Annotated in this window: 22 protein-coding genes; 6 read left to right on the top strand and 16 right to left on the bottom strand. The window is 74.1% G+C overall.

Annotated elements, in window-relative coordinates; translation table 11 throughout:
* Positions 1–158: 158 nt before the first annotated feature.
* The 3 genes from ACGGAQ_RS31595 to ACGGAQ_RS31585 all read right to left on the bottom strand — a co-directional run bounded on the left by ACGGAQ_RS31595 (position 159) and on the right by ACGGAQ_RS31585 (position 2,410).
* Entirely contained in the window at positions 159–497 is a 339-nt protein-coding gene (locus tag ACGGAQ_RS31595; protein WP_393055603.1) for a hypothetical protein, read from the bottom strand.
* 230 nt (positions 498–727) lie between these two features.
* Entirely contained in the window at positions 728–1,915 is a 1,188-nt protein-coding gene (gene dinB, locus ACGGAQ_RS31590; RefSeq protein WP_393055600.1) for a DNA polymerase IV, read from the bottom strand.
* A 57-nt stretch (positions 1,916–1,972) separates the two neighbouring features.
* On the bottom strand, positions 1,973–2,410 hold the full coding sequence (locus ACGGAQ_RS31585; protein ID WP_393055597.1) for a VOC family protein: 438 nt from the start codon (positions 2,408–2,410) through the stop codon (positions 1,973–1,975).
* Between the two features lie 94 nt (positions 2,411–2,504).
* Here ACGGAQ_RS31585 and ACGGAQ_RS31580 point away from each other — a divergent pair, with 94 nt between their 5' ends.
* On the top strand, positions 2,505–3,479 hold the full coding sequence (locus ACGGAQ_RS31580) for a helix-turn-helix transcriptional regulator (RefSeq protein WP_393055612.1): 975 nt from the start codon (positions 2,505–2,507) through the stop codon (positions 3,477–3,479).
* Here ACGGAQ_RS31580 and ACGGAQ_RS31575 read toward each other — a convergent pair.
* From ACGGAQ_RS31575 to ACGGAQ_RS31560, 4 genes are all read right to left on the bottom strand, one after another.
* Positions 3,374–3,955 (bottom strand): GNAT family N-acetyltransferase, encoded by a 582-nt coding sequence (locus tag ACGGAQ_RS31575; protein ID WP_393055594.1) that lies wholly within the window; start codon positions 3,953–3,955, stop codon positions 3,374–3,376. The genes ACGGAQ_RS31580 and ACGGAQ_RS31575 overlap by 106 nt on opposite strands.
* Complete coding sequence (locus tag ACGGAQ_RS31570; RefSeq protein ID WP_393055592.1) at positions 3,952–4,563, bottom strand: GNAT family N-acetyltransferase; 612 nt, start codon at positions 4,561–4,563, stop codon at positions 3,952–3,954. The genes ACGGAQ_RS31575 and ACGGAQ_RS31570 overlap by 4 nt, the downstream gene beginning before the upstream one ends.
* A 577-nt stretch (positions 4,564–5,140) precedes the next feature.
* A complete protein-coding gene (locus ACGGAQ_RS31565) occupies positions 5,141–6,715 on the bottom strand; it encodes an FMN-binding glutamate synthase family protein (RefSeq protein ID WP_393055589.1) in 1,575 nt (524 codons plus the stop codon).
* 148 nt (positions 6,716–6,863) lie between these two features.
* Positions 6,864–7,994, bottom strand: a complete 1,131-nt coding sequence (locus ACGGAQ_RS31560) for a peptidoglycan-binding protein (protein ID WP_393055586.1) — start codon at positions 7,992–7,994, stop codon at positions 6,864–6,866.
* A 190-nt stretch (positions 7,995–8,184) separates the two neighbouring features.
* Here ACGGAQ_RS31560 and ACGGAQ_RS31555 point away from each other — a divergent pair, with 190 nt between their 5' ends.
* Positions 8,185–9,381 (top strand): hypothetical protein, encoded by a 1,197-nt coding sequence (locus ACGGAQ_RS31555; RefSeq protein WP_393055583.1) that lies wholly within the window; start codon positions 8,185–8,187, stop codon positions 9,379–9,381.
* 209 nt (positions 9,382–9,590) lie between these two features.
* Entirely contained in the window at positions 9,591–10,919 is a 1,329-nt protein-coding gene (locus ACGGAQ_RS31550; protein ID WP_393055581.1) for an MFS transporter, read from the top strand.
* Between the two features lie 370 nt (positions 10,920–11,289).
* On the opposite strand, the gene ACGGAQ_RS31545 is transcribed toward ACGGAQ_RS31550, so the two are convergent.
* Complete coding sequence (locus ACGGAQ_RS31545) at positions 11,290–11,709, bottom strand: YchJ family protein (RefSeq protein WP_393055578.1); 420 nt, start codon at positions 11,707–11,709, stop codon at positions 11,290–11,292.
* A gap of 44 nt (positions 11,710–11,753) precedes the next feature.
* The gene (locus tag ACGGAQ_RS31540) at positions 11,754–12,524 is read right to left on the bottom strand and encodes an SGNH/GDSL hydrolase family protein (RefSeq protein WP_393055609.1); all 771 of its coding nucleotides are present in this window, start codon (positions 12,522–12,524) and stop codon (positions 11,754–11,756) included.
* Positions 12,525–12,613: 89 nt separating this feature from the next.
* Here ACGGAQ_RS31540 and ACGGAQ_RS31535 point away from each other — a divergent pair, with 89 nt between their 5' ends.
* Positions 12,614–13,324 carry an MBL fold metallo-hydrolase gene (locus ACGGAQ_RS31535; protein ID WP_393055575.1) on the top strand — a complete coding sequence of 237 codons (711 nt, stop codon included), beginning with the start codon at positions 12,614–12,616 and terminating at the stop codon, positions 13,322–13,324.
* 11 nt (positions 13,325–13,335) lie between these two features.
* Here ACGGAQ_RS31535 and ACGGAQ_RS31530 read toward each other — a convergent pair whose 3' ends face one another.
* The 4 genes from ACGGAQ_RS31530 to ACGGAQ_RS31515 all read right to left on the bottom strand — a co-directional run bounded on the left by ACGGAQ_RS31530 (position 13,336) and on the right by ACGGAQ_RS31515 (position 16,882).
* Positions 13,336–14,442 (bottom strand): magnesium and cobalt transport protein CorA, encoded by a 1,107-nt coding sequence (locus ACGGAQ_RS31530; protein WP_393055572.1) that lies wholly within the window; start codon positions 14,440–14,442, stop codon positions 13,336–13,338.
* Positions 14,443–14,545: 103 nt separating this feature from the next.
* Positions 14,546–15,157 carry a class F sortase gene (locus ACGGAQ_RS31525; protein WP_393055569.1) on the bottom strand — a complete coding sequence of 204 codons (612 nt, stop codon included), beginning with the start codon at positions 15,155–15,157 and terminating at the stop codon, positions 14,546–14,548.
* Between the two features lie 86 nt (positions 15,158–15,243).
* Complete coding sequence (locus tag ACGGAQ_RS31520) at positions 15,244–15,738, bottom strand: hypothetical protein (protein ID WP_354861277.1); 495 nt, start codon at positions 15,736–15,738, stop codon at positions 15,244–15,246.
* A gap of 307 nt (positions 15,739–16,045) precedes the next feature.
* Positions 16,046–16,882, bottom strand: coding sequence for an ArsR/SmtB family transcription factor (locus ACGGAQ_RS31515; protein WP_393055566.1), 837 nt, complete (start codon positions 16,880–16,882; stop codon positions 16,046–16,048).
* A 117-nt stretch (positions 16,883–16,999) separates the two neighbouring features.
* Here ACGGAQ_RS31515 and ACGGAQ_RS31510 point away from each other — a divergent pair, with 117 nt between their 5' ends.
* Positions 17,000–18,271 carry a lycopene cyclase family protein gene (locus tag ACGGAQ_RS31510; protein ID WP_393055606.1) on the top strand — a complete coding sequence of 424 codons (1,272 nt, stop codon included), beginning with the start codon at positions 17,000–17,002 and terminating at the stop codon, positions 18,269–18,271.
* Positions 18,272–18,281: 10 nt separating this feature from the next.
* On the opposite strand, the gene ACGGAQ_RS31505 is transcribed toward ACGGAQ_RS31510, so the two are convergent.
* Positions 18,282–19,391, bottom strand: coding sequence for a serine hydrolase domain-containing protein (locus tag ACGGAQ_RS31505; protein ID WP_393055563.1), 1,110 nt, complete (start codon positions 19,389–19,391; stop codon positions 18,282–18,284).
* Between the two features lie 75 nt (positions 19,392–19,466).
* Entirely contained in the window at positions 19,467–20,195 is a 729-nt protein-coding gene (locus ACGGAQ_RS31500) for a tyrosine-protein phosphatase (protein ID WP_393055560.1), read from the bottom strand.
* A gap of 83 nt (positions 20,196–20,278) precedes the next feature.
* Here ACGGAQ_RS31500 and rnhA point away from each other — a divergent pair, with 83 nt between their 5' ends.
* Complete coding sequence (gene rnhA / locus ACGGAQ_RS31495; protein WP_393055557.1) at positions 20,279–20,752, top strand: ribonuclease HI; 474 nt, start codon at positions 20,279–20,281, stop codon at positions 20,750–20,752.
* Positions 20,753–20,913: 161 nt separating this feature from the next.
* Here rnhA and ACGGAQ_RS31490 read toward each other — a convergent pair whose 3' ends face one another.
* The gene (locus ACGGAQ_RS31490; RefSeq protein ID WP_393055554.1) at positions 20,914–21,168 is read right to left on the bottom strand and encodes a preprotein translocase YidC; all 255 of its coding nucleotides are present in this window, start codon (positions 21,166–21,168) and stop codon (positions 20,914–20,916) included.
* Positions 21,169–21,203 lie beyond the last annotated feature (35 nt).

Raw genomic sequence — 21,203 nt, 5'->3', positions numbered from 1 at the left:
GCGCGGCGCGGGGGGGGCGGCGGCGGCGGCGGCGGGCGGGGGGGGCCCCCCCCGCCCCCCCCGCCCCCGGCCCCCCCCCCCCCCCCCCCCCCGCCGGGGGCCCCCCCCCCCCCCCCCCCCCCCCCCCCCCGCTGTCATGTCGGGCAGGCGGGTGGGCGTCAGGCCGCCGAGGCGGTCGCCGTCGACAGCGACCCGGTGGTACGGGTCTGCCGCGGAGCCGAAGCCCGCTCCGGGGACCGGCCGGTCGACGCGGCGGCGTCGGGTCGCTGCGGGGCGGCTGTGGGCGGTGTGTCGTCCGCCCGACGGGCCAGCCGGAGCGACTGTTCAGCGGTGCTGCGCGCCGCACACGGCCAGGGTTGGCCGGCGCAGAGCAGGTTGCGGCACGCGCCGTCCCCGTCCGACTCGTGTGCGGCAAGCACGTCGAGCGCGAGCTGCCAGAGCAGCGGATCGGTCACGTCGCGCGGACGCTCGGCACGCCGGCTCGCACGGTTGCTCATGTCGTCGGACATGGTGGTCCCCCCTGTCAGGCTGATTCCCCGAAACGTCTCCACTCGCACCGCCGGCAAAACCCCCACCTGCTGTGATCTGCGCGGCAGCGCCGATGCGACCGGCGGGCGAGGCAGCCCCGCCCGGAGACCCCGGCCGCATGGGTTATGTCGGCCGTCATCTGAGCAACACCGCGACCTCGCGGTCCTGACGACAGCCGGGCGGGCAGAGCGTCGTGCCGTCAGTCCGGCAACAGCGGCATCTCGACGCCCGGGTCCCGGCCCAGCAGCACCGCCCGGGTGAGCGCCGAGGAGCCGAACCGGTCGCGGACCGCGTCCACCGCGGCGTCCAGGTCGGCCCCGGTGTCGGCCTGGAACGGCAGTTCCGGCTGCACCGGGTTGTCGTCGAGGTTGCCCACCGAGACGCCGACCAGGGTGATGCCCCGCCGGTCGATCTCCGGCAGCGCGGCCCTCAGCAACGCCCGCGCGGCGCCCAGCAGCGGCGCGGTGTCGGCAGTCGCCTTGCGGACGGTGTGCGAGCGGGTGGCCCGGGTGTAGTCGCCGAAGCGCAGCCGCAGCACCACCGTGCGTCCGGACCGCCCGGCCGCCCGCATCCGCCGGGTGACCCGGTCGACCAGGCCGGCCAGGATCGCGTCCAGCTCCGCCGGGGCATGCGGGGTACGTCCCAACGCGTGCTGCGCGCCCATCGAGCCCCGGCGGCGGCCCACCTGCACCGCCCGGGGGTCGCGGTTGTGGGCCAGGGCGTGCAGGTGCCGACCGGCGCCCGCCCCGAGCAGAGACACCAGCGCGGCCTCGCCGAGCCGGGCCACCTCCCCGACGGTACGGATCCGGCGCTCCCGCAGCTTCGCCGCGGTGACCGGGCCGACGCCCCACAGCCGCTCCACCGGCAGCGGGTGCAGGAACGCCACCTCGGCGTCGGGGGCGACGACCAGCAGCCCGTCCGGCTTCGCCACCCCGCTGGCCACCTTCGCCAGGAACTTCGTCCGGGCCACGCCCACCGTGATCGGCAGGTGGACCCGGTCGCGGACCTCCCGGCGCAGCCGCTCGGCGATGTCGGCCGGTGCGCCGACCAGCCGCCGCAGGCCGCCCACGTCGAGGAACGCCTCGTCGATGGAGAGCCCCTCGACCAGCGGGGTGGTCTGCCGGAAGATCTCGAACACGGCCCGGCTGGCCTGCGTGTACGCCGCCATCCGGGGTGGCACCACGATCGCGTCCGGGCACAGCCTGCGCGCCTGCTGGCCACCCATCGCGCTGCGGACGCCCCGCGCCTTCGCCTCGTAGCTGGCGGCGAGCACCACACCACCGCCGACGATCACCGGTCGCCCCCGCAGGCGCGGGTCGTCGCGCTGCTCGACCGACGCGTAGAAGGCGTCCAGGTCGGCGTGCAGGATGTGGGCGCCGCTCGACACGTACATATGTTCGCACGACGCCCGACCATCGCGGCAGTGAGCTGGGCGAACGCCCGATCAGTCGAGGCAGAACTCGTTGCCCTCGGGGTCGGCGAGCACGAGGTGACCGGCGTCGAGCGGGGGAGCGGGCTCGTGCCGTGCGAGGCGGGTGGCACCGCGGGCGACGAGCCGTTCGGCCTCCGCCTCCAGGGCCGCCATCCGCTTGTCACCCGTGAGCCCGGGGGCGGCCCGCACGTCGAGGTGGACGCGATTCTTGGCCTGCTTGCCCTCCGGCACGCGCTGGAAGAACAGGCGCGGCCCCGCACCCTTGGGGTCGACCACCGCGGACGCGTCGTTGCGGCGCTCCGGCGGCACACCCATCGCGTCCAGCGCGGCGTCCCACGAGTCGAAGTCCCCGGGCGGCCCCTGCACCTCGTAGTCGAGGGCCACGGCCCAGAACCCTGCCAGGCTGGCGGGGTCGGCGGCGTCGAACGTTATCTGGACCTCGCGGGCCATGACAGCTCCCTCTTTCCTGGTCTGGCTGGTCATGCCGCCACCCTCTCGTGCCTGGCGGACAGGATCGTTCCGCTATTCGTGCAACGATCGGCGGGTGACGGTGGAGGCGACGACGGAGCGGGTGCTGCGGATGCTGGCCCTGTTGCAGCGGCGGTCGTCGTGGACGGCCACCGAGCTCGCCGCCGAGTTGGGTGTCACCGACCGCTGTGTACGCCGTGACGTGCAACGGCTCCGCTCACTCGGGTATCCCGTCCAGGCGTCGGTTGGCGTTGGCGGCGGCTACCGGCTCGGCGCGGGCACCCGGCTGCCGCCGCTGCTCCTCGACGACGAGGAGGCGATCGCCACGGCGGTTTCCCTGCGACTGGCGTCGGGAGGCACGGTCGCCGGGGCGGGCGAGGCGGCCCTGCGGGCACTCACGAAACTCGACCAGGTGATGCCGGCGCGGCTGCGCGCCGAGGTGCGAGCGGTGCACGGCTGGACGGAGACGCTCATCGGCCCGGTGGTCGAGATCGACGCGGAGCTGCTGGTGACCCTCGCCCGGGCCTGTCGTGACGCGGTGCGGGTGCGGTTCCACTACGCCGGCCGCGACAGCGGTGAGCAGGAGCGGACGGTCGAGCCGGTCCGGATGGTCACCACCGGCCGTCGCTGGTATCTGATGGCCTGGGACGTCGATCGCGACGACTGGCGTACGTTCCGCCTGGACCGGATGCGGGCCACGGTGGCGACGACCTGGCGCTTCCCGGCGCGTGACCATCCGGATCCGATCGCCTTCGTGCAGCGGTCGGTGACCGACGCGCCCTACCGGTATCTCGCCCGGGTGCGGGTGCACGCCCCGCCCGAGCGCGTACGCGAGGCGGTCCCACCGCAGGTGGGACGCGTCGAGGCCGGTCGCGACGGCTGGTGCGTGCTTGTCGTCGGCGGCGACAGCCTGGACGGGCTCGCCGCGCACATCGCCCGCCTGCGCTACGAGGTGGAGGTGGTGGAGCCCGCGGAGCTGCGCGAGGCCGCCGCCCTGCTCGCCCGCCGGCTCGCGGCGATGGCCGGGTCGGCGTCGGAGCGCACGGTGTAACGCCGCAGCGATACCGGGCTGCCGTCCGGGGCGGTCCACGATGCCGTGCTGCTGCCCATGTACCGCCATCCGGTGCGCTCGTACAGGGCGACGGCCGCGGCGCCGTCGGCGACCACCTCGAGCACCAGACGTACCTCGCGCGCGTCCGCCCAGTGCCGTGCCCGGGCCAGCAGAGCGCTGCCCAGCTCCAGCCCGCGGGCGGCCGGCGCCACGAAGAGGCGAGCCACCTCGGCCGTCGGATCGGCGCGCGGCTCGTCCGCCGGGTCGGCCAGGCGGTGCACCGCGACGTGTCCGACGATCGTTCCAGCGGGGTCGACGGCCACCCAGGCGCGCGCCGGGTGCGGCTCGCGCAGCCAGCGGTGCGGGTCGGCCGGCCAGTTCAGTGGATAGCGGTCCACCCGGTGGACGTCGGCGAGCGCCGCGACGCAGCCGTCGAGGTCGGCGGCACGCCGGCGGCGGATGCGCAGTGGGTTCACAGGTCGTCGAAGGGGCGGGCGTAGCGGAACTCGCCCCGGATCGACTCGCGCCACGCGTTCAGCGGCCGGGCCATGAAGTACCGCGGACCCCACGGCTGCGGCGGGGTGACGCCCAGCTCGACGGCGGGCCGGAACCCGAAGCGCGGGTAGTACTCGGGATGCCCGAGCAGCACCACGAGGGGTTCGTCGCGGGCGTCGGCCGCGCCGAGCACCGCGTGCATCAACGCCGTGCCGACACCGCGACGCTGCCACCCCGGCAGCACGCCGAGCGGCCCCAGGCCGAGGGCGACCGGCTGGCCGGCCACCCGCGCGCGGGTGGCCACCACGTGCCCCACCACCAGGCCGTCCGAATCGGTCGCCACCAGGGAGTACGCGGGCAGCCAGCCCTCGTCGGCCCGGAGCGCGTCGACAAGCGTCGCCTCGACCGGCGTCGCCTCGACGTGCATCACCTCGACTTGCGGTGCCTCGACCTGTGGTGCCTCGACCTGTGGTGTGTCGACTGGCGCCGCCTCGACCGACGGGCCGTCGTCCGTGGTCTTGGCGAAGGCGGCGGCGTGCACCGCGCGGATGGCGTCGACGTCGGCGGGCGTCTCGCGTCTGATCAGCACCGCGCCACGATACGGGTGTCGCCGGCAGCGGCTCCACGCGTTTACCGGTCGGCGACCGCCGATGACGAATGCCCCGACCCGTCGATCCGGATGCTGCCCGGCCGCGACCGCCGTGCCGGGCGACGCGACATCGACCCCGCTCCGCTGCGTTCCGGAGGCGACGCGCGCGGCCTGCGCGGCTCCGTTGCGTTCCGGAGGCGACGCGTGCGGCCTGCGCGGCTTCGCTGTGTTCCGGAGGCGACGCGTGCGGCCTGCACGGCTTCGCTGTGTTCCGGAGGCGACGCGTGCGGCCTGCACGGCTTCGCTGTGTTCCGGAGGCGACGCGTGCGGCCTGCGCGGCTTCGCTGTGTTCCGGAGGCGACGCGTGCGGCCTGCGCGGCTCCGTTGCGTTCCGGAGGCGAGACGCGCGGCCCACGCTGTCCGTCACCGCGACCGGTGGGCATGATGCGGCAGAGCGGTATACCTGTGAGTCATATTTATGACTCACAGGTATACCGCTCGTCGGAGTCATGGCCGCCCCGAGCGGAGGGCCGCGTCTGCTTCCGTCGCCCTCGGCCGTCGCCCTCGGCCGTCGCCCTCAGCCGACGGCGGTCGCCGACGGAGGGGCGCTGCCGCCCCTGGGTGACTCCGGGCTCATCAGCCGGATGATCTCCTTCTGGTCGGCCGGCGAGGGCAGGCCCCAGTGGGGTCGGTAGCCGTACACCTCGTGCAGTGGGGTGGAGCCGGTGCGGCCGTCCAGGATCTCCACGGCGTCCGTGCCGATCAGGCCGGGGTGTTCGACGCCGCAGGCCTCGGCGACCTTGGTCAGGTCCCGGCGCAGCGTCCGTAGGTAGTTGGCCGCCCGGACGGACTTGAGCGTCGGGTCGAGGCCCCGGGCCAGCCACGCGTTCTGCGTCGCCACGCCGGTGGGGCAGGTGTCGGTGTGGCACTTCTGCGCCTGGATGCAGCCGATCGACAGCATCGCCTCCCGACCCACGTTGACCATGTCGCAGCCGAGCGCGAACGCCACGATGGCGTTGTCCGGCAGGCCGAGCTTGCCGCTGCCGACGAACACCACCTGCTCGTGCAGGTCGTGTTCGGCGAAGACCCTGTAGACCCGGGAGAAGCCCTGCTGGAACGGGAGCGACACCGAGTCGGTGAAGATCAGCGGCGCGGCACCGGTGCCGCCCTCGCCGCCGTCGACCGTGACGAAGTCGACGCCCCGGCCGGTGTCCCGCATCAGGCTGGCCAGCTCCTGCCAGAAGCCGAGGTCGCCGACCGCCGACTTGATGCCGACGGGCAGGCCCGTCTCGGCGGCCAGTAGCTCCACCCAGTCGAGCAGGCTGTCGCAGTCGGAGAACTCGGCGTGCCGCGACGGGCTCACGCAGTCCTGCCCGGCCGGGATGCCCCGGGTGGCGGCGATCTCGGCGGACACCTTCGCCCCGGGCAGCAGCCCGCCGAGGCTCGGTTTGGCGCCCTGGCTCAGCTTGATCTCCAAGGCCCGAACGGGGGCGCCGGCGACCAGGTCCTTCAGCCGGTCGAGACTGAACCGGCCGTGCTCGTCGCGGCAGCCGAAGTACGCCGTGCCGAGCTGGAAGACCAGCTCGCCACCGTTGCGGTGGTACGGCGACAGGCCGCCTTCGCCGGTGTTCTGCAGGCACCCGGCGAGTGCGGCCCCCTTGTTCAGGGCGGTGATGGCGTTGCCCGAGAGCGAGCCGAAGCTCATCCCGGAGATGTTGACCACCGATTCCGGTCGGAACGCCCGGGCCCGATCCCGCGCCGCGCCGAGCACCTTCGCGCACGGCAGCCGTACGTCGTGCCCGGCCGTGGGGGACGACGGCGGCACGGCCCGGCCGAACGTGCGGTGCTTGATGATCGGGTAGCCGGGCGTGTGCTCGATGTCGTTGTCCGTGCCGAAGCCGAAGTAGTTGTTCTCCTGCTTCGCCGACGCGTACACCCAGCGACGCTGGTCGCGGGTGAACGGGCGTTCCTCGTCGTTGCCGGCCACGATGTACTGCCGAAGCTCCGGCCCGATGGCCTCCAGCAGGTAGCGGGCGCGGCCGAGCACCGGGAAGTTGCGCAGCAGCGCGTGGTCGCGCTGGATCAGATCCCGCGCGGCGAGCGCCGCGACGGCGGCGGCGACGGCGGGTACGGCTCGACGGGCCCATGTCATGCCGGGCAACCTTTCCGCCTGAGCCCTCGGCCAAACCGGCACGCCGCCGACATTGCGCTGCTCAGGCCCCCCGGGTGCGTGCTGGGGACCAGCGTCCGCCCGCCGCGGAGGCGGCACGGGATCACCCCGCGCCGCCTCCGGCGGAGGGTCAGTGGTGCGTGAACGACTGGCGGACCGTGCCGCCGACGATCGCGCACCACGTGCTCGTGCTGAGCTTGCCGTTGCGGGGCAGCCCGTGCAGCGCCTGCAGGTCCTGCACGGCCCCGCGGGTGGCGTGGTCGTACGCCCCGGTGACGGTGACCGCGTACCCCTTTTTCGCGAGGATCTCCTGGACGGCCGTGACCGGCGCGCCGGCGGCGTGCTGGTCCAGCTCGGGCGCCAGGGTCTCCCAGGTCGGCGTGGTGAGCGTGGCGTCCACGTCCACGGCGATGCCGTTGCGGGCCTGCCAGTCCTGCACGGCGGCCACTGTCGCGGCGTCGAACGTGCCACTGACCGTCACGGCGTAGCCCCGGTAGGCCAGAAGGTGCTGCACCACCCGGACCGACGGCGAGTTGACGAACCGCCATAGATCCGGCCAGCGGCGGGCCGGCACGTCACCCAGCTTGGTGCCGAGGGCCGCGTGGACCCGCCGCCGCAGCGCCGGGAACTGCCGGTAGAACGCCGCGCCCGGGCAGTCGGTGGTGCGGAAGTCCCAGTGGCCGAAGATGTCGAAAGCGTGCAGCCCGTACTGCCGGCAGATGGTTACGCAGAGCTTGACCAGCGAGTCGGTAAGCGCTTCCGGCGGGGTCTCGGTGACGTAGGTGCCCTCGTTCTCGATGCCGATGGCCCGGCCGTTCTCGCCCGGGCAGTGCGCCGAGATCATCTGGCGGTCGCCCGCTTCGAGGCGTTCCAGGCTGCCCCGGCGGCCCTCCAGCACGTAGCCGCCGCGGCTCACCGTGAAGTGCTGGCCGGTGTCCGACCAGCCGTTGCCGTCGATGTGCAGGTCCTGGCAGTCGTGGGCCAGCTTGACCGCCTGCTCGCGGGAGTAGTCGGTGACGTTCGGGAACGCCATGTGATGCACGATGATCTTGTTGGTGGGGATGGCGCTGACCGACAGCGGGTCCTTCGGCGGGCGGGCGGCCCACTCGTCGCAGCTGATGATCCAGTCCAGGTCGGTGCCGGGAGCGGCCTGCGCCGCGCCCGAAAAGGCGAGTTCGCTTCCGACGACGGCGACCGTGGCCGCGCCGAGACCGGCACGCAGCAGCGTTCGGCGGTCCACTTCGGAATGGTCGACGTGCATGACATCTCCTCCTGCGGCCGACGGCGGGGGGATGAAAAGTAGCTCCAGTGGCCGCACGTACTCCGGAGAATATTGCCAAGACTCGTCCGCGCGCTAGACCCTCCGAAGCGGGAGCGGCGTTTCCCCGTTCGCTGGTGGGGGTAGGTCGGTGGCCTACCATTCCGGCTGCTCCGCATGGAGGAACGACCCTATGAGTGACAACGTCAGCGACGCGGTGGGCGACGCCCTCCGCTCGGTGATGCTCTTCCTGCCCAAGGCCGTCGCCTTCCTGGCGATCCTGGTGGCCGGTTGGCTGATCGCCAAGGCCGTACTGAAGATCGTGGAGAAGGTTCTCGAACGCGTGGGCTTCGACCGCGCCGTCGAGCGCGGCGGCATCCGCCGGGCCCTGAACCGCTCCCGGTACGACGCCAGCGACATCGTCGCGAAGCTCGTCTACTACGCGGTGCTGCTGCTCACCCTGCAACTCGCCTTCGGCATCTGGGGGCCCAACCCGATCTCCGACCTGATCACGGCCGTGGTCGCGTGGTTGCCCCGCGCCTTCGTCGCGATCGTCATCGTCGTGGTCGCCGCCGCCATCGCCAACGCCGTCAAGGACATCATCAGCGGCGCGCTCGGCGGGCTGTCGTACGGTCGGGTGCTGGCCGGGATCGCCTCGGTGTTCATCCTCGGCCTGGGCGTCATCGCGGCGCTGAACCAGATCGGCGTGGCCACCGCGGTCACCACCCCGGTGCTGATCGCGGTGCTGGCCACTGTAGGCGGCATCCTCGTCGTCGGGGTCGGTGGCGGTCTCATCCGTCCGATGCAGAGTCGCTGGGAGGCGTGGCTGACCCGCGCCGAGCAGGAGTCGCAGCTGATCGCCACGCACGCCCGCGCCTACCGGGCCGGTCGCCGCGACGCCGAGGCCGAACTGGCCCGCTCGACGGCCGCCCGCGCCGACGCGGACGCCACCCCGGTGACGACCCCGCCGTCCGACCCGGAGGCCACGCAGGTGGTGACCCGTCCCGCCGAGGCGGACGCGACGCAGGTGACGACCCGTCCCGCCGACGCGGACGCCACCCCGGCGACGACCCGGCCGTCCGATCCGGAGGCCACGCAGGTGGTGACCCGTCCGGACGACGCGGACGCGACGCAGGTGGTGCGGTCGTCGACCGACCACACCACCCAGGTGGTCGCCCGCGAGACGCCCGCCGTCCCGGCCCCGGCCCCCGAGAGCGTCGACGACACCACGCAGGTGGTGGCCCGTTCGACCGACCCGGACACCACGCAGATGCCCCACCGCGACGCCGACACGACCCAGGTGATCAGCGGCGGGGTTCCGGGCCAGCGCACCAGCGACGACAGCGAGACCACGACGGTCATCCCGCCGGTGGATCCCCACCGGCGTTGAACCTCGGCGCGACGGCGGGGCGGGGTCCACGCGGATCCCGCCCCGCTGTAGTCGCGCCGGCACGCCGAAAGCGCTGGCCGGCACCCTGACGCCGGTCTACCATCGCCGACATGACCTGGCGACATTGATCCAACGCCGTAGGCCGCACCCGTGGACCGCCACGGGCACCGCACGTCCGGTGTCCGTCTCCACTCCCACGGGAAGGCCCCATGACCCACCTCGCCTCGCGCGTGCCCGACCCGGCGGTCCGCCGGCTGTCGGTGACCCTCTACGGGTACGCGTTCCTCAGTGACCTCGTCCTGCTCTACCCGCTGTACGTGGTGCTCTTCGCCGACACCGGCCTGTCGGTGGGGCAGATCTCGTCGCTGTTCGTCATCTGGTCGGCCGCCGGCATCCTGTTCGAGGTGCCGTCCGGCGCGTGGGCCGACGCGGTGTCGCGCCGGCTGCTGCTGCGCCTCGCCCCGCTGGTGACCGCCGCCGGCTACGCGCTGTGGGTGCTGCTCCCGTCGTACCCGGCCTTCGCGGTCGGGTTTCTGTTGTGGGGCGCCGGCGGGGCACTGGTGTCCGGCGCCCTGGAGGCGCTGGTCTGGACCGAACTGGACCGGCTCGGCGCCGTCGGCCGGTACGCCCGGGTGCTCGGTCGGGCCCGGACGGCGGGCGTGCTGGGCGTGGTGGTCACCGGGGTGCTCGCCGGCCCGGTGCTCGCCGTCGGCGGGTACCCGGCGGTCGGCGCGGCCAGCGTGCTCGCCTGCCTGCTCGCCGCCGCCGTCGCGGGCCGGTTCCCCGAGCACCGCCCGCCGCCCGGCGCGTCACCGGCACCGCCCGCGCACGACCCGTCGCCGCCCGCGCACGACCCGTCGCCCCCGGCGTACGACCCGCCGTCCGCCGGTCCGCCTGTCGCCGCGGTGCCCGGCGACCACGCGCCCGAGTCGGTAACACCGGACGACGACGGCGACCTGACCTGGTGGGACACGCTGCGGGCCGGTGTGACGCAGGTCCGCACGCGACCCCCCGTGCGGGCGGCCGTCCTGCTGGTCGCGGTGGTGGCCGCCGACTGGGGCGCGCTGGACGAGTACACGCCGCTGCTGGCCGTGGACACCGGCGTCGGCGCGCAGGCCGTGCCACTGCTGCTCCTGCTGCTGTGGGCCGGCGTGACGGTGGGCGGGCTGCTCGCCCCGGCGGGGGAGCGGCTGGGACACCGGGGTTACGCCGTGCTGCTCGGCCTGGTCGCCCTCGCGCTGGCCGGGGGCGCTCTGGTCCGGCACCCGGCGGGTTTCGTGCTGCTCGCGGTGGCGTTCGGCGCCGCGCAACTGGCCACCGTGCTGGCCGACGCGCGGTTGCAGGCCCGGATCACCGGCACCAGTCGGGCCACCGTCACGTCGCTGGCCGGAATGGCCACCGACCTGCTGATCATCGGGACGTACGCCGGTTACGGTCTCGTCGCCACGGCGGCCGGCAACGCGGTGGCGTTCGCGGCGGCGGCCGGGGCGTACCTCGTCGTGGCGCTGGCGCTGCTGGCCCGCCGGCGACAGACATGACCGCGTGGCGGCCGACCTGCCGGATCGGTCAGGCGTGTGACGGCGGAGTCCCCGGCGGTGGGTGGAGCGGCCGCCGCCGGGGACGCGCTCAGCCGGCGAGGTGCAGGAACGACCACTGGTGGCCGTCGAGGTCGCGGAATCCGCGCATGTACATCGGCCCGTTGGTGATCCCCGCGCCGAGCGACTCTCCGCCGGCCACCACCGCCCGCTCCCGCCGACCCCGCCGGAGTGGGGCATGTGGCACCACGTCCCGAGGGCTCCGAGGCCCCCTTTGCCTCCGCGTGGCCGGCGGCGTGAGCGCCGGGAGGGAGGTGCGGCGCAGGACTACGCCGCCGTCATCGTACGCCCCGGTCGACCGTCGGCGCAGCCGTCAGGGCTGGTCGCCGTCGAGGTAGACCCACCGACCGTCCTCGCGGACGAATCGGCTGTGCTCGGTCAGCGTGTCCGGCCGACCCGCCTCGCGGTAGTGGGCGTGGAACGTCACCGTTCCGGTGGCGTCGAGCAGGCCACCGCGCTCGGTCTCGACGATCTCCAGCCGGGTCCACCGCTGCCCCGGGGTCAGCTCCAGGCGAGCGGGTCGGGTCGACGAGTGCCAACTGCGCAGCAGGTAATCGGCGTCGCCGAGGGCGAAGGCGCTGAACCGGGAGCGCATCAGCGCCTCGGCCGTCGGCGCCTGGGCGGTACCGCCGTGGACCGGGGAGCAGCAGTCGGCGTACGCCTGGCCGGAGCCGCACGGGCAGACCCGTCCGCTCGTCGCGTTCGCCCGCCGGCTACCCGTCCCCTTGCCCATCCCGCCATCCTGCCGCACCGCCGGACGCCCCGAGCGGCCGGCCGTCAGCCGTCCAGCGCCACCGGCAGGGGCACCGGCCGTTTCGCGACCCGGTCGTCCCCGGACGACCGGCCGCGCAGGTGCCGGGCCACCCAGGGCAGCAGGTGCCGGCGGGCCCAGGCCAGCTCGGCGCCGAGCACCTCGCCGCGGCGCCGCAGCGGCGCCGGCGGCAGCGGCGCCGTCCAGGAGTCGTCGAACCCGGGCAGACCCGCGGTGTACGCCAGCGCGGCGGCGATCCGCGCGTGCCCGGCGCTGTTGGCGTGCAGCCGGTCGTCGCTCCACAGCCGCGGATCGGAGGAGACCGGATGCGCCCCCAGGTCCAGCAGCGTGGCCCCGGTCTGCGCGGTGGCCGCGCGCAGGGCCTCGTTGAGTGCCAGCATGCGGCCCCGCAGCGGCCGGGCCAGCGGCATCACCGGCGCCGGGTCCGGCATGGTGAAGGTCAGGACGGTGGCGCCCTGCCCGACGAGCGCCCGCTGCATCGCCGCGACGTCCTCGGCGACCTGGCCGGCGTCGAAGGAGGGGCGCAGCACGTCGTTCATGCCGGCGACCACGGTGGCCAGATCGGGGGCGAGATCAAGGGCCGGCTGGAGCTGCTCGGCGCGGATTCGCGCGGTGGTCCGGCCACGGATGGCCAGGTTCGCGTACTCCAGGCCGCCCTGGGCCCGGGCCACCGCCAGGGCGAACCGGTCGGCCCAGCCCCGGTAGCCGCCGGCGCCGTCCGGGTCGTCGAGCCCTTCGGTGGTGCTGTCGCCGATCGCCACGTACCGCTGCCACATCACCCGGGCGAGGTTAGCCCCCGCCCGGACGGTGGCGGGCCGGTGGTCGACGGGCAGTGATGGTTGGTGATTCTTCCTAGACTCGCGCCATGACGCGTTCCCCCGCGATATCGCTCGCCCCGAACGTCTGGCGGATCCCCACCGTGGGGCGCTCGGCCGTCAACTCGTACGCCTTCGTCGACGACGACGGCAGTGTCACGCTCGTCGACTGCGGGCTGGCCAAAGCGCCGGCCCGGATCGTGCGCGGGTTGGCCGCGATGGGCAAGGTGCCGGCCGACGTCACCCGGATCGTGCTCACCCACGCCCACCCCGACCACGCGGGCGGCGCGGCCGAGATGTCCCGCCGCACCGGCGCACCGGTCGCCGCGCACGCCGACGACATCCCGTACGCCGAGGCCGGCCACAACCCGCCCGCGGACCCGGCGGTGACCGGCGGGCGGTTCTTCACCCGGGTCGGCGGCGGCCGGTTTCCCGCCGTGCAGGTGGCGCAGCCGCTCGCCGACGGCGACGTGCTCGACGTCGGCGGCGGCCTGCGGGTGGTGCACACCCCCGGGCACTCGCCCGGTCACGTGTCGCTGCTGCACGAGCCGACCCGACTGCTGATCACCGGGGACGCGCTGTTCAACGTGCTCGGCGTCCGCTGGTCACCGAAGTTGCTGTGCAGCGACTTCCGGATGACCCGGCAGACCTCCCACGTGCTCGGGGAGTTGGAGTACGACATCGCCGCGTTCACCCACGGCCCGGAGCTGACCGACCGCCCCCGGGAGAGGATCCGCGCCTTCCTGAGCCGCCGCCGCTGACCCGCCGCGGCTCAGAGCCAGCCGGAGCGGCGGAACAGGCGGTACAGGGCGAGGGCCGCCGCCGCCATCAGCGCCAGAGCGCCGGCGTAGCCGTAGCGCCACGCCAGCCCGGGCATGTGGTCGAAGTTCATGCCGTAGACGCCGGCGATGCCGGTCTGGGTGGCCGCGATGGCCGCCCACGCGGCGATCTTGCGCATGTCGTTGTTCTGCTCGACGGCGAGCTGCGCCAACCGGGACTGCACGATCGAGGTGAGCAGGTCGTCGTAAGCGGCCACCCGGTCCACCGCCCGGGCCAACCGGCCGTCCACGTCCACGAACCAGCGGTGCAGGGCACGCGGCGGCCCGTCCGCACCTGGGTCGAGCAGCATCCGCACGGGCGTCTGCAGGGGCAGCACGGCCCGCTTGAACTCCACCACCTCCCGCTTGAGCTGGTAGATGTGCTGGATGTCGGCCGAACGGTCCCGGGCGAACACCGCCTCCTCGACGCGCTCCAGGTCCCGCTCCACGTGCCCGGCCACCTCCAGGTACGTGTCGACCATCCGGGCGCACACCGCGTACGCCACCGCCCAGGGACCGGCGGCCAGCAGGGCGGGCCGGCGTTCGATGTCGGCGCGGACGTCCCGCAGCGCCCCGGCGGCGCCGTGCCGCACGGTGACCGCGAACCGGTCGCCGAGCAGCACCATCACATCGCCGGTGTCGATCACCTCGGAGGTGTCGGTCAGCTCGGCGTGCTCCACGTACCCGGCGGTGCGCAGCACCAGCAGGGTGACCGGCCCGTGCCGCTGCACGGTCGGTCGGTGCCCGTCGGCGAGCGCCTGCTCGACGGTCAGCTCGTCGAGCCCGAAGGTGCGCCCCACCGCAGCGAGCACCGCCGGGCCCGGCTCGTGCAGCCCCAGCCAGACGAAGGCGTCGCGGCCCCGGCGGGCACGGGCGTACGCGTCGGCGTAGTGCGGCCGGCCCGGCTCCCGTCGGCCCTTGACATAGACGGCGCAGTCGACCACGGCGTCCGGATTGGACCGGCGGGGCGTCGGAGCCTCACCGCCCGGGCGGCCGAGCAGCCGCCGGGCCAGGGCACGTACGCCACGACCGGCCCGGTCCCGTACCGCTCGCTGATCCACGACGCGCCCCCTCCCGCGCACCGTTGCGGCCACGGTGCTCGCAGGGGATGGTGCCACCGCATTCTGCCCAGCGGCGTCTCGCCCCCGACAGCGGGCCGTCGGCTCAGGCGGTGCGGGTGGCGAAGACGACGATGTTGTCCACGTAGTTGCCGGTCGCGTCGTCGAACCGGCCGCCGCAGGTGATCAGGCGCAGTCCGGCGGCGTCCGCCGGGCCGTAGACCAGGCCGCTGGGGAAGCGGTCCTTGGGGTACGCGTGGACGCCGTCCACTGTGAACGTGGTGACCCGCGCGTCGGCGCGGGTGACCTGGATCTCCTGGCCGGCGCGCAGCCGACCCAGGTCGAAGAAGACCGCCGGGCCGGCCGGGGAGTCGACGTGTCCCACCAGGACCGCGTTGCCGGTCTCTCCGGGGCTGACACCGTGCCGGTACCAGCCGGCGAGGGTCGGCTTGTCCAGCGGGGGGACTTCCAGCACCCCGGCGGCGTCCACGCCGACGGGGACGATCTCCGCGCGTACACCGATGGCGGGAATCTGGACCCGGACGGGCGCGGCGCGGGATAGCGGCGCCAGGTCCGGCGCGGGCCGGGTGTGTGTCGGCGCGTTGGCCGGCGGGCGTGGGGGACGCGCCGGCTCGGCGGTGAGGCCGACGGTGATCAGCCCCAGCCCGGACACGCCGAGCAGGGCGACCACCGCCGGCAGGGTCCGTCGCCTCCACACGTGCTGACCTCCGTTGGATCGTCGGGGTGCCCGTGCCGGTGTCACCGGCACGGGCACCCGTCCTCAGGGATGGAGCGCGTCGCCGGTCAGGCGACGGTGGACACCGGACGACGCCGGCGGAACAGGAGCACCGCGCCCGCGGCGGCGGTGCCGAGCAGCGTGCCTCCGGCGGCGAGAGCGCCCGCGTCGCGACCGTCGCGGTTGTCGCCGCCCGAGCCGGCCGGGGCGCCACCGATCGGGGTGACGGTGAACGTGGCGCTGCCCGCCGAGCTGCCGTCGCCGCAGGTCGCGGCCACCGTGTACGTGCCGAGGGTGAACCCGGCGGTGAACAGTTCGGCGCTGAGGCCGCCGCCGGCGGCGGCCGTGGTGGATCGGACGTTTTCGTCGCGGTTGGGTCCGGTGACCCGGAAGATGACGTCACCCGACTTCGGGTTGCAGGTCGTCGCGGTGAGCACGACGGTTCCTCCGACCGGCGTCGTGGCCGGTGACACGACGGTGTCGGCCAGTGCGGCGCCCGGCAGCAGGAGCGTGCCGAGGCCCACGCCGAGCGCCGCCGAGCAGAGTGCTGTTGAGACCTTCATACGCGTCTTCCCTCACTTTTCGTCCGCTGACTGCGTGGGACGTCGTTCGGGTGGCCAACTCCGTGACTAGCACCGGTGTGCCCAACACTAGGTCGGTTGGGGCCCCGATCAGGTGAAAATGAGAAACCTTCGTTGCCGTCACGTGTCCACCCGAAGGCGGGGGAGAGCAGCGCTTAGACCCGGACGACCTCCAGGGGTGCCGGTGCTCCGATCGATGTCCGCTCGGGTCGGGCTGTCGCGGCTGGGCCGATGGCGAGGTATGGCCGGCGACGGCGCGAATGCCCGCCGGCCCGCTCAGCCGGCCCGCTCAGCCGGCCCGCTCGGCCGGTACAGGTTCGGGCATCGGCTCGCCGGTCTCCAGGAGGGTCTTGAGGCTGGCCAGCAGTTCCGGCCAGCCGCCGCTGCCGTCGAGTTGACCGCTGATCGCCCGGTGCATCTCGCTGTCCGGGGAGAAGTCGTCGTGGATGACGGTCAACCGGACGGCCGAGGTCCCGTGCGGCTCGATCTCGAAGGTCACCGTCGACCGGCGCTCGCCGAGCCGAGCGGCCAGCTCCTCGGTGGACCAGCCGAAGTGCTCGGCGTGCTCGGGTTGGAAGCCGTGCCAGCTGTAGGAGAGGCGACGGTACGGCTCGGCGACCAGCACCCGCTGGCCGAGATCGCGAGGCTCGCCCTCCGGCGCGTCCTGCCACAGCACCGGCGACCCGACCTGCCAGTCGGACACCAGCGCGACCCCACCCCAGTAGCGGCGGGTGAACGCGGGCTCCGTGAGCGCGGCCCACAGCCGCTGCGGGGTGGTGGTGACGTATGTGGTGTAGACGAACGTGGGGCTTGCCATGGGCTGTTCCTCCAATGCTGTGCTCAGGTCGGCGAGCGCGGCCGCCCGCTGTCGGTCGTAGCGGCTCAACCACCGGTCGGCGATGGCGTTGATCGGGGCGGCGTTGAGGTAGTGCACCTTTTCCCGGCCGCGTCGGACGGTCGTCACCAGGCCGGCTGCCTCGAGCACCGACAGGTGCTTGCTGACCGCCTGCCGGGTCGTCGGCAACCCGTCGCAGAGCTCTCGCAGGGTCTGGCCGTTGCGTGCGTTGAGCCGGTCGAGCAGCCGTCGCCGGCCGGGATCGGCCAGTGCCCGGAACGCCTCGTCCATCCGCCGCCCTCCTGAAATGCAACCATTCGGTTGCCGACAATTTAGGCAACCAAATGGTTGCATGTCAACCTCGCGCGGGGCCGAGACGCCGGAGCGGCGTGTGCGGCCGCCGGGGCGGTGTGGCAGCGTGGTGCGGTGACCGATTCCGCCCCGCTCGACGTCGATCTCGCGCTGCTCGGCGGCGGGGGCGCCGCCTCGCTGCTGCTCGCCGCGCTGGACCGGCACGGCGTCCGCGACCTGCGGATCGCCGTCGTCGACCCGGTGCGCCGGCGCGGCCAGGACCGCACCTGGGCGTTCTGGGGCGACCCGAGCGCCGACCTCGACCCGCTGCTGAGCGCGAGCTGGCGGCAGGTCGAGGTGGCGACGCCCGCGCGGCGCCGCGTCCTCGACCTGACCCCGCTGCGGTACGCCATGCTGCGCTCCGGCCCGGTCTACGACCGGGCTGCCGAGGCCGAGCGTCGGCTGGACGCCATCCGGATCGTCGCCCCGGCCGAGACGGTGACCGACGACGGCACCCGGGTGGTCGTCCGCACCGGCGACGGGCGTGTCGTACGGGCCGGCTGGGTGCTCGACTCCCGCCCCCGCCCACCGGCGCGAGCCGGGCGGACGACCTGGTTGCAACACTTCCGCGGCTGGTGGCTGGAGTCCGACCGCCCGGCGTTCGACCCGCGGCGGGCGGTGCTCATGGACTTCCGCACCCCGCAGCCCGCCCGGGGCGTCTCCTTCGGCTACGTGTTGCCGGTCAGCGACCGGTACGCCCTGGTCGAGTACACCGAGTTCTCACCCGGCCTGCTCACCGACGCCGGGTACGACAGGGCCCTTGCGGGCTACCGCGACCTGCTCGGGCTCGACCCGGCGGGGCTGCGGGTCCGCGAGGTGGAGAACGGGGTGATCCCGATGACCGACGCGCCGTTCACGGCCCGACCCTCACCGCGCGTCGTCCGCCTCGGCACGGCCGGGGGCGCGACCCGCCCCTCCACCGGCTTCACCTTCTCCGCCATGTACCGCCAGGCCGACCATCTGGCCCGCGCGCTCGCCGCCGGCCAGCCGCCGGTGCCGCAGCCCGCGTACCCGGCCCGGCACCGCTGGATGGACGCGGTGGCGCTGCGCGCGCTGGACCGGGGCGGCGTCGACGGTCCCGAGTTCTTCGACCGGCTCTTCGACCGCAACCCGCCCGAGCGGGTCCTGCGCTTCCTCGACGGCGTCACCACCCCCGCCGAGGAGGTCGCGATCATGAACTCCACCCGACTGCTGCCGATGATCGCCGCCACGGCCGGCGACGCGGCGCACCGCGTGCGCGACCGGCTGCGGCCCGCCCGGCCCGCGCCGGCCATCCCGGCGGCCGTGGTGGGCCGGCCGCTCCGGCCGGTCGCCGACTCGGAAACCTGACCCGGGCCGGTCAGCGCCGGGCGGTAACCCGGTCGCGGATCAGCACGCGCAGGTCCTCCATCGGGTCACCGTCACCGGCCCCGAGCAGCGTCTTCGTCGCCGCGATCGTCAACCCCAGCTGCGGGTACGCGTACGCGAGGCTGCCGCCGCTGCCGGCCGCGCCGAACGAACTGTCGTCGTCCACCGCGTACCCGAGGCCCCAGGTCGTCTCCTGCCCGAACACCCACTCCGGTCCGGGCGGCCCGTCCAGCGTCGTCGCCTCCCGCAGCCGGGCCGGCGAGATCAGCCGGACACCGTCCACCTCGCCGATCAGCGCCGCGAGCATCCGTGCCGCCGCCCGCGCGGTCATGGTGCCGGTGGCCGGGACGTCGGCGGCCAGGACGTCGGCGCGGCTGCCGACCTGCGCACCCGGTCGGACGCCCGCCGGGGCGACCCGGTCGAAGTTCGGCAGGTTGGCGCTCGCGTAGTCGAACAGCGCCGCCATGTTGCGGTCCTCGACCCGGGCCAACCGGCCCAGCTCGGTCGGCGGAACCCCGAGATACAGCTCATCGGCCACACCGAGTGGCCCGGCCACGTCCTCGGCGACCACCGCCGAGACGCGCCGGCCGGTCACCCGGCGGACCACCTCACCGACGAGCCACCCGAAGGTCCACGCGTGGTAGGCCTTCACCTCGCCGGGTGGGGCGATCGGCTCCGCGTCGGCCACGATGGCGCACATCCGGTCCCAGTCGGTGAAGTCCTCCGGCGTCACGTCGGCGGGCAGGGCGGGCACGCCGGCGGTGTGGGTGAGCGCGTGCCGCAGGGTGATCCGCTCCTTGCCGTGCCGGGCGAACTCCGGCCACACGTCGGCGATCCGCAGGTCGTAGTCCAACTCGCCGCGCTCGGCCAGCACGTGCACCACGGTCGAGGTGACCGCCTTGCCGGTGGACGCGCTCCAGATCGGGGTGTCCGCCCTCAGCGCCCGGCCGGTGGCCCGGTCGGCGATCCCGGCCTGCACCGTCAGGATCGGCTCGCCGTCGAGGTAGGCGGCGACCTGCGCCCCGGATTCCCGGCCGCTGGCGATCAGCTCGTCGATCGTCTGCTGTACGTCGGCCCGCAGGCCGTCCCAGTCCCCGTCCACGGTCGTCGACTCTGACAGACCAGGCAGCGATCGCGCGCATGATTATCGGCCACCGGCGCGACCGACGCGGTGCCCTCAGTCGGTGAGCAGCCGCCCCCGCAGCCGAGCGGTCAACGACTCGTCCACGCCGAGCCGGTCGGTGGCGTAGCCGACCACCGACCCGTACGCGGCGGTCAGGTCGGCCAGGAAGTGCCGGATGACCGCTTCGGGGGCGCGTCCGTACCCGGGCCAGCGCAGCTCACGGTCGGGGTTCAGGGCCCGCCAGTCGGCGATGAGGCGCTCGGTGGCCAGCTCGGTGCGCGCGAAGTCGGCGGCGATCTGCTCCTCGTCGACGCCGAGCAGGGCCAGCAGCAGCGCGGCCAGCAGGCCGGTGCGGTCCTTGCCGGACGCGCAGTGAAAGACCAGCGGCGCGTCGGTGGCAGCGATCACCTCCAACGCCTGGCGCAGCTCGGCGACGCCGTCCTCGGCGACCTCGGCGTACCGGTCGGCGAGGTAGCGCCACGGGTCGACCGCCGGGTCGATCGTCGCCTGATCGTAGGGGCGGTGCTCGATGCTGAGGTTGTGCCAGGCCAGCCCGTCGATCTGCGGTGCTCGACCCCGTGCGGCGATCTCCCACGGATACCGCAGGTCGATCACCGTGCCGATGCCGAGGGCGTGGAACCGGTCCAGGTCGGCGCCCGCCAGCTTGCCCAGCGAGTCCGAGCGGTAGAGCAGGCGCCAGCGGACCTCACGCCCGTCGTCGGTGCGGTGACCACCGAGGTCGCGGAAGTTGTGCAGACGGTCGAACGAGACGTGTCGATCCATCCGGCAGACCCTAGTGCCTCCGGCCCCGGCGTGGCGGCCCCCGACGGGCCAGCGCGAGGTCGCCGCCCGGTAGGTTGCCTGCCATGGTGGACGCGGCGGCCGGCAGGGGCGTGCAGATCTGGACCGACGGGGCGTGCAGCGGCAACCCCGGGCCGGGCGGCTGGGGCGCCCTGCTGCGCTACGGCGACCACGAGCGGGAGCTGTGCGGTGGCGAGGCCACCCCGACGACCAACAACCGGATGGAGCTGATGGCGGCCATCCAGGCCCTGGAGAGCCTGAACCGGCCGGTCACCGTCGAGCTGCACACCGACAGCACCTACGTGCGCAACGGCATCACGAGCTGGCTGGCGTCGTGGAAGCGCAACGGCTGGCGGACGGCCGCGAAGCAGCCGGTCAAGAACGCCGACCTGTGGCAGCGGCTGGAGGCCGCCTGCGAGCGGCACGACGTCACCTGGCTGTGGGTGAAGGGGCACAACGGTCACCCGGAGAACGAACGCGCCGACGGTCTGGCCAACAAGGGCATGACCGAGGCGCGGGCGGCGCTGGCGAGCCGCTAGGGCCTGTTTCATAAGGGCGGTCGAGCCGAGGCGGAGTCCGGGCGGCGATCCGGCAAGGCGCGGTTTCGTCCGGATACCGGTGTTGTATCCGGACGAAACCGCAACGCCGCCGGTCGTCGTCCGGGCCCGCCGCAGGCCGGCCAGTTCTTATGAAACAGGCCCTAGGTCGTCCGCTCGGTTCGGCGGCTCGCGTCGGGGTGCCCCGGCATGCTTGACCCGCCGCCGCTGCTGCCGGAGGAGCCGCCGGTCATGCCCGAGCTGTTGTCCTCGGTGACGATGTCCGGTGGCACGTCGGTATCGGCCGGCGGCGGGACCTCGGTGTCCGCCTCGACCTGCACCAACGGCACCTGGCCGGCCTCGTCCTCGCTGTGCTGCGGGTCGCCCGGCAGCTCACCGTCGCGCTTTCGGTAGCCCACGCCGTGCCCCCCGTCGATGCCGGTCCGCGTCGGCC

The organism is Micromonospora sp. NPDC047557 (genome assembly GCF_043205095.1).
Lineage (GTDB): Bacteria > Actinomycetota > Actinomycetes > Mycobacteriales > Micromonosporaceae > Micromonospora.
The sequence above is the reverse complement of the archived record's forward strand: the minus strand, read 5'-3'. Positions and strand labels throughout refer to the sequence as shown.

Coding starts and splice junctions, on each gene's coding strand:
- ACGGAQ_RS31595 (WP_393055603.1), bottom strand. CDS start 497: ATGAGCAACCGTGCGAGCCGGCGTGCCGAGCGTCCGCGCGACGTGACC.
- ACGGAQ_RS31585 (WP_393055597.1), bottom strand. CDS start 2,410: ATGGCCCGCGAGGTCCAGATAACGTTCGACGCCGCCGACCCCGCCAGC.
- ACGGAQ_RS31565 (WP_393055589.1), bottom strand. CDS start 6,715: ATGACATGGGCCCGTCGAGCCGTACCCGCCGTCGCCGCCGCCGTCGCG.
- ACGGAQ_RS31560 (WP_393055586.1), bottom strand. CDS start 7,994: ATGCACGTCGACCATTCCGAAGTGGACCGCCGAACGCTGCTGCGTGCC.
- ACGGAQ_RS31555 (WP_393055583.1), top strand. CDS start 8,185: ATGAGTGACAACGTCAGCGACGCGGTGGGCGACGCCCTCCGCTCGGTG.
- ACGGAQ_RS31550 (WP_393055581.1), top strand. CDS start 9,591: ATGACCCACCTCGCCTCGCGCGTGCCCGACCCGGCGGTCCGCCGGCTG.
- ACGGAQ_RS31545 (WP_393055578.1), bottom strand. CDS start 11,709: ATGGGCAAGGGGACGGGTAGCCGGCGGGCGAACGCGACGAGCGGACGG.
- ACGGAQ_RS31540 (WP_393055609.1), bottom strand. CDS start 12,524: ATGTGGCAGCGGTACGTGGCGATCGGCGACAGCACCACCGAAGGGCTC.
- ACGGAQ_RS31535 (WP_393055575.1), top strand. CDS start 12,614: ATGACGCGTTCCCCCGCGATATCGCTCGCCCCGAACGTCTGGCGGATC.
- ACGGAQ_RS31520 (WP_354861277.1), bottom strand. CDS start 15,738: ATGAAGGTCTCAACAGCACTCTGCTCGGCGGCGCTCGGCGTGGGCCTC.
- ACGGAQ_RS31515 (WP_393055566.1), bottom strand. CDS start 16,882: ATGGACGAGGCGTTCCGGGCACTGGCCGATCCCGGCCGGCGACGGCTG.
- ACGGAQ_RS31500 (WP_393055560.1), bottom strand. CDS start 20,195: ATGGATCGACACGTCTCGTTCGACCGTCTGCACAACTTCCGCGACCTC.
- rnhA (WP_393055557.1), top strand. CDS start 20,279: ATGGTGGACGCGGCGGCCGGCAGGGGCGTGCAGATCTGGACCGACGGG.